Source organism: Brevundimonas abyssalis TAR-001 (assembly GCF_000466985.1).
Classification (GTDB): Bacteria; Pseudomonadota; Alphaproteobacteria; order Caulobacterales; family Caulobacteraceae; genus Brevundimonas; species Brevundimonas abyssalis.
Genome location: NZ_BATC01000001.1, coordinates 129,317 through 135,343, shown reverse-complemented (window position 1 = coordinate 135,343; position 6,027 = coordinate 129,317). Strand labels below are relative to the sequence as shown.

5 protein-coding genes are annotated in these 6,027 nt (G+C 68.2%); all 5 read right to left on the bottom strand.

Features of this window, described 5'->3' with window-relative positions:
- Window positions 1-135: 135 nt before the first annotated feature.
- The 5 genes from mnmA to MBEBAB_RS00505 all read right to left on the bottom strand — a co-directional run bounded on the left by mnmA (window position 136) and on the right by MBEBAB_RS00505 (window position 4,552).
- Window positions 136-1,338: a tRNA 2-thiouridine(34) synthase MnmA gene (gene mnmA / locus MBEBAB_RS00525; protein ID WP_162471529.1), complete on the bottom strand. Its 1,203-nt coding sequence runs from the start codon at window positions 1,336-1,338 to the stop codon at window positions 136-138.
- Between the two features lie 103 nt (window positions 1,339-1,441).
- Window positions 1,442-1,726 carry a CtrA inhibitor SciP gene (gene sciP / locus MBEBAB_RS00520; RefSeq protein ID WP_021695959.1) on the bottom strand — a complete coding sequence of 95 codons (285 nt, stop codon included), beginning with the start codon at window positions 1,724-1,726 and terminating at the stop codon, window positions 1,442-1,444.
- Window positions 1,727-1,896: 170 nt separating this feature from the next.
- The gene (gene flgE / locus MBEBAB_RS00515) at window positions 1,897-3,345 is read right to left on the bottom strand and encodes a flagellar hook protein FlgE (protein ID WP_021695958.1); all 1,449 of its coding nucleotides are present in this window, start codon (window positions 3,343-3,345) and stop codon (window positions 1,897-1,899) included.
- 34 nt (window positions 3,346-3,379) lie between these two features.
- Window positions 3,380-4,117 (bottom strand): flagellar hook assembly protein FlgD, encoded by a 738-nt coding sequence (locus tag MBEBAB_RS00510; RefSeq protein WP_021695957.1) that lies wholly within the window; start codon window positions 4,115-4,117, stop codon window positions 3,380-3,382.
- Window positions 4,118-4,120: 3 nt separating this feature from the next.
- Complete coding sequence (locus MBEBAB_RS00505) at window positions 4,121-4,552, bottom strand: flagellar hook-length control protein FliK (RefSeq protein ID WP_021695956.1); 432 nt, start codon at window positions 4,550-4,552, stop codon at window positions 4,121-4,123.
- Window positions 4,553-6,027 lie beyond the last annotated feature (1,475 nt).

Genomic DNA, 6,027 nt, shown 5'->3' with positions numbered 1-6,027 from the left:
CCAGTGCTTTGGGTGTTGCAGCGGATCAGGATCAGGTGACATCCGTCAGTCCTGAAGCTCCGGCGCCACGCTGGACAGGACTGGGTCCCCGCTTTCGCGGGGATGAGCGGATGTGAAATCCTGAGCAGTGGGACCCTAAACCGCCACCGCCGTCGTGCCCTTGATGAAGCCGCCGCCCAGCAGGCGGTCGGGATCGGCGGGGTCATAGAGGACGCAGGCCTGTCCCGGGGCCACGCCTTCCTCGCCCTCATGGAACACCACGGCCACCGCGCCGTCTTCCATGGCAAGGCGGGCGGGGGAGGGATCGCGGGTGGAGCGCACGCGGGCCAGCACGGCCGCGCCGTCGCGGGCCGCTTCCTCAATGGATGCCTGGTCGCCCAGCCAGTTGGTCTCCTCCAGCGTCAGGGACGCGGTCAGCAGCGCCTCGCGCGGGCCGACGATGACGCGGCGGGTTTCCGGCTCCAGCTTGACGACGAAGAGGGGCTCGCCCACCGCCACGTTCAGACCCCGGCGCTGGCCGATGGTGTAGTCGGTGATGCCGGAATGGGTCCCCAGCACGCGGCCGTCCATGTGCACGATCTCGCCGGCCTCGCGTCCCTGCGGCCGCAGCCGGTCGATCAGGGTGCGGTAATCGCCGGTGGGCACGAAACAGATGTCCTGGCTGTCCGGCTTGGCGGCGATCTTCAGGCCCAGTTCGGCGGCGACGCCGCGCACCTGGGGCTTCTCCAGATCGGCCAGGGGGAAGCGCAGATAGTCCAGCTGATCGGCCGTGGTGGCGAACAGGAAATAGGACTGGTCGCGGGAGTGATCGACGGCCTTGCGCATCTGGGCGCGATTGCCGACGGCGGCGCGGCGCACATAGTGCCCGGTGGCCATGGCCTCGGCGCCCAGATCCCGGGCCACGTCCAGCAGGTCGCGGAACTTCACCGTCTGATTGCAGCGGATGCAGGGCACCGGCGTCTGACCGCGCAGATAGCTGTCGGCGAACTGGTCGATGACCGCGTCGCGGAAGCGGCTTTCATAATCCAGCACATAATGGGGAATGCCGATCATCTCGGCCGCCAGCCGGGCGTCGTGGATGTCCTGACCGGCGCAGCAGGCGCCCTTTTTCTTCAGCGCCGCGCCGTGGTCGTAGAGCTGCAGGGTCACGCCCACCACGTCGTAGCCGGCCCTGGCCAGCAGGGCCGCCACCACGGTGGAGTCCACCCCGCCCGACATGGCCGCCACAACCCTTGCGCCCACGGGCAGGCCGACCGCCGCGCGCGCGGACTCGATCGCCGCGTCCATGTCAGTGCGCGCGATATCGGGGACAGGGCAGAGGGGCTCCATCAGGGTCATGGCCGCCATTTAGGGGTTAAAGACGGAGAATTCGAGCTGCGCCCAAAGGAAAGGGCCGCGCCCTTGCGGACGCGGCCCTGAAACCTTCGGAGAAACCCCGCGACTACTGGCGGTAATGCTGGATGCGCGTGGTGCGCAGGCCCTGCATGCCCCATTTGTCGATCGCCTTTTGCCAGGCGATGAATTCCTCGGCGGTCAGACGATAGCGCTCAAGGGCGTCCTCAAGCGAGAGCAGACCGCCGCGCACGGCGGCGACCACCTCCGCCTTGCGGCGGATGACCCAACGATCGGTGTTGGGCGGCGGCAGGTCAGCGAGGGTCAGCGGGGTGCCCGTCGGGCCCACCACATACCGTTCGCCGCGGTTATTTAGGCGCTGTTCTTTCAGCATGGGCTTGAGCCTCGTACGTCACCATCACGATCATGAGCATAGGCCGACGCCCTAAAAGGCCGCTTAAGCGCCTTGGTGAACGGAAAGATAAAATCCGCCGTTTCCCAAGGGATTCCACCCGGTTTGCTTAGGCAATGATTCATCGACTCTAACGATTACTTGCCCGCGTATCAGCGTTTGATCATCAGAAGCTCTTCCAGCATCTGGTCTGCGGTGGTGATGATTTTCGACGAGGCCGAGTAGGCGCGCTGGGTCGTGATCAGGCCGGTGAACTCGGTGGACAGGTCCACGGTCGAGGCCTCCAGCTGCGAAGCGCCGATGAAACCGGCCCCCCCTGAACCGGGGGCCTTGAGGTTATAGGTGCCGCTGGCCTGGCTGACGGAATAGGCGTTGCCGTTCACCGCAGTCAGATTGTCCGGGCTGGGGAAGGTGGCCAGGGTCACCTGGGCGATGCGCCGCATCACGCCGTTGTCGAAAATGGCGGTGACCGAGCCCTGGTCGTCGATCTGGATGTCCGTCAGGTTGCCGAAGGCGGTGCCGTTGGTCAGGGTCGCCTGCACCACCGAGGCGCTGTCGTACTGGGTCAGGCCGCCGGCCGAGGCGTTCAGATCGAAGGTCACGACCTGGTTATCGATGCCCAGCTCGTCGGCCCAGCGGAATTCTCCGGCGGCCGGTGCGCCGCTGTCCGAAGCGCCGAAGGACAGGCTGGCGTTCTCCGGATCATCGAACAGGGCGGCGGCGCCCAGGGCCTGCATGGCCGGCACATCCAGACGGCCGTCCTGGGTGAAGGCGACGATGCCCGAACGCAGCTGGCCGTTGTTCAGGCCGGCGCCGGTGACCACATCGCCCTCGGGGATGGCGCGGATTTCGGCGTACCACTGGTTGGGCGTGTCACTCTTGAGGAAGGACACCGCCAGGCTGCGCTGGCCGCCCTTGGAGTCCGACACCGGGATGGTCAACTCGAAGTCCGGCTTCACGCCGGTTCCCAGCTCAGGATCCCACATGGCCATGGAGTTGGTGGCGGGGTCATAGGCGTTGGGCCCCGCTGTCGTGACGGCCAGGGCTTCGGCGGACACCTCCTGGCTGGAGCGCAGGTTGGCGTTCAGCTGCACACGGGTGGTGGCCTCGGCGGTGCCGCCGACGGTGCCGACGTTGATGGAGCGCAGGCGGTTGAGGTCGGATGGATCGGCGTTGATGTTGCCGTCGCTGTCCACCGGCCAGCCCTGCAGATAGAGGCCCGCCGTGTTCTTGAGATAGCCCATCTCATCCACGCGGAAGGCGCCGGCGCGGGTGAACAGGCGGGTGTCGGCGGGCGTCAGCCCCTCGGCTCGCTCGGTGACCACGAAGAAGCCGGCGCCCGAAATGCCCAGGTCGGTCGATGAGCCGGTGCGTTGCAGCTGGCCCGCCTGGCTGATGAAGTTGCGGGTGTTGGCCATGACGCCGCCCGCAGAATAGCCGGCGCCCTGGTTCTGGGCGTTGACCATGGTCTGGAACTCGCCCTGGGAGCGCTTGTAGCCAATGGTGTTCACATTGGCGATGTTCTGGGAAATGGCGGACAGGGCGGCCGAGTTGGCGGCGAGGCCCGAAACGCCTGCGAGAAGCGCGCTGTTGATGCTCATGGTGGGACTCCTGGAACGAAAGTGTTCAGTGGGTTCAGTTGAAGGGGTTCAGGGCCGAGACGATGGAGGCCATCAGGCTCTCCTCGTCGTCGTCCGGCGGAAGTTGGGCCTGGGCCTGTTCCTCCAGGGCGATGACATGGGTCAGGGGCACGACCGAGCGGCCGATGGTCAGGAAGGGCTGGCCGTCGTACATCTCGACGCCGCTGACCCGCCCGCGGATCAGCACCTGTGAATCCACCGCCGTGCCGCCCGCCGAGGCGGCGCTCACGCGCAGTGTGTAGACGCCGCCCTGCTGGACCTGGCCGCCGCCTGCGGTCTGACCGTTCCAGGTGAAGTCGTGCACGCCCTCGGCGGTCTGGTCGGCCTGGCCGGTCCAGACCACGTCGCCGTTGCCGTTCAGGACCTCGACGGTCACATCGGCGGCGTCCGACGCCAGTTCGTAGCTCCAGGTGGCCGCGCCGTCCTGATACTTCACCGCCTCCCAGGCGGCGGTGGCCTCGCGGCCGATGTAGTTGGCCGCGCCCGTCATCGCCCCGCCGCCGTTCTGTTCCAGAAGGGCGGTCAGCAGGTCGTTGGTGAGCAGCTGCTGCTCCACCCCGGCCATCTGGGTCAGCTGGCCGGTGAACTCGTTTGAATCCAGCGGGGACAACGGGTCCTGATTCTTCAGCTGGGCGGTGAGCAGGAGAAGAAAGGTCTCGAAGTTCGAGGCCATCATCTGGCTGCCGGCGTTCATCCGGCTGCCAGCCTGGGCTGTGGAGATGACGTCAACCATGGGTCAGACTTTCATGTCGACGCCCTCGGGCGTCAGGCTTAGGGCGGTCCAGCGCGGGGGCGCGGAAATGGCGTCGGCGGTGTCGGCCAGGCGTCCTGCGCCGGTGAAGGCGCGATCGCGGCGGTCAAAGGGCTGGTCGCGTCGTCCGCCCTCACGCTCGGCGAACTCCAGCGAGGTGTCGGACATCTGGAAGCCGGCGGCTTCCAGCTGGCGGCGCAGTTCGTCGGCGCGGCCGCGCAGTTCGTTGGCGGCGGCCGGATTGTCGAAGGCCAGACGCGCGGTCAGCTGACCGTCGGAGTCGACTTCCATGCGCACATCGACCCGGCCCAGGTGTTCCGGCGTCAGCACCATGTCGAAGCGGGTGGACCGGGCCTCAAGCCGCCGCACGATCTGGGCGGACAGCATGGCGGTGGTCTCGACGCCCGCCCGCGACAAGGTGCTCGGCAGGTGCTCGCGGACGGAGGCGGCGCTCTGGTTGTCGAGGGTGCGAGCCGGCTCGGGTGCCGCTTCGCCGTCGGGCGCGCCGGATTCACGGCCATGTGGGCGGGTTCGACGCGGGCCTCCACCGGCGGGGTTCCGGGACGGGGCGGCGGGGGTGCGGCGACAGCGGCGTTGGTCTGGGCGGGTGCGGCGACGGAAGGACGGGACGCTTCCCCGGATTCCGTCGTGGCGAACAGGCTGGAGCGGCTCTCCCCGTCACGTCGCTCGCCGCGTCGGTCGGTCTGGGCCGGGTCGGGTCGAGGCGGCTGGACCAGCCGCTCGGCCTCGGGGGCGAGGGCGGTCGTGGCCGCCTGCTGGCCGAGCGCGCGCGCGGCCTCCGTCGCGGCGCGTGCGTCAGCGCTTGCAGCGGTTGTAGCGGTTCGGGTCGTTTCCGGCGCGGTTTCGGGCGTCGCAACGGCTGCTGACGGGTCGGGGACGGCGCCCGGCTGAGACGCGGGCGTGGTCTGCGCGGTCTGGTTGGTTTGAACGATCTGGGCGCCCTGTGGCGCAGCGACCTGGACCCCGGCGTTTGCTTCAGAGTGTCCCGGCGCGGCGGCCGTGGGCCGGCCGTTCGCCATCAAGGGTTCGCCCTCGGGGGAGAGAACCGGCGGGGGCGCCGGGTCCGCTTCAGGAGAGGTCGTCGCCGAGCCCGCCTGGGGGGAGGCTTCAAACGGGGTCGGAGTCGCTTCGACAGCCGACACGGATGAGTTGGTCGGGAGAGCCGGCGCGAGGGTCGGCGTCAAGGCTGCGGGAGGCGGCGCCGGGACCCCGAGCCCGGCCTGAACGACGACCTCCGCATCAAGTCCGGCGTCGTCTGCGTCTTCGATTCCGGTGCTGTCCGACGATGCCTCGTCGGACGCGACGAGGGGGGGCGACCCGTTGAAGCGGAACGGCGCCAGGGACATGCCGACACTGGCCGTCGTCGGAGCCGTCGCCGCCTCGCCCGTCCCTTCGCCCTGTGGCGCGATCATGGCCAGCAGGCCGGCGAAGGCGCCGTCGGCCTGGCCGTCAGGCTGACCGGGCGTGAACGCACCGGCGCCGTTCCCCGCAAGGGGGGCGTTCAGCATGGCGAACAGATCGAGCGCTGACATGGACCGGGCGGGCCTTGAGGCTTGGGGATGGGGTGGCGCGTGCTGCGCCCGGAATTTCACATCGATGTCCCAAGCAACGGCCGCGCCACATGGCCGTATTCCCGTCATCAGTCTGAAATCACGAAAGAAAACTGAAATTCGACGTGCGCGTTCAATCGGTCCGAGAGGCGCTTTTTGCCGTGCCGAGCGCCCTTTCTTGCCCGGCGCCGGGCAGAGCCGCCGACTGGCCCGCCCCTTGCGCCGTGATCAGCGCGGCCGACCGCCGTGAATTGAGAATGTCATGACGATCAATGACTTGAGCAAATATCGACTGGATGACGCCGGGCAAAAACCGCCCGG

Coding starts and splice junctions, on each gene's coding strand:
- mnmA (WP_162471529.1), bottom strand. CDS start 1,338: ATGACCCTGATGGAGCCCCTCTGCCCTGTCCCCGATATCGCGCGCACT.
- sciP (WP_021695959.1), bottom strand. CDS start 1,726: ATGCTGAAAGAACAGCGCCTAAATAACCGCGGCGAACGGTATGTGGTG.
- flgE (WP_021695958.1), bottom strand. CDS start 3,345: ATGAGCATCAACAGCGCGCTTCTCGCAGGCGTTTCGGGCCTCGCCGCC.
- MBEBAB_RS00510 (WP_021695957.1), bottom strand. CDS start 4,117: ATGGTTGACGTCATCTCCACAGCCCAGGCTGGCAGCCGGATGAACGCC.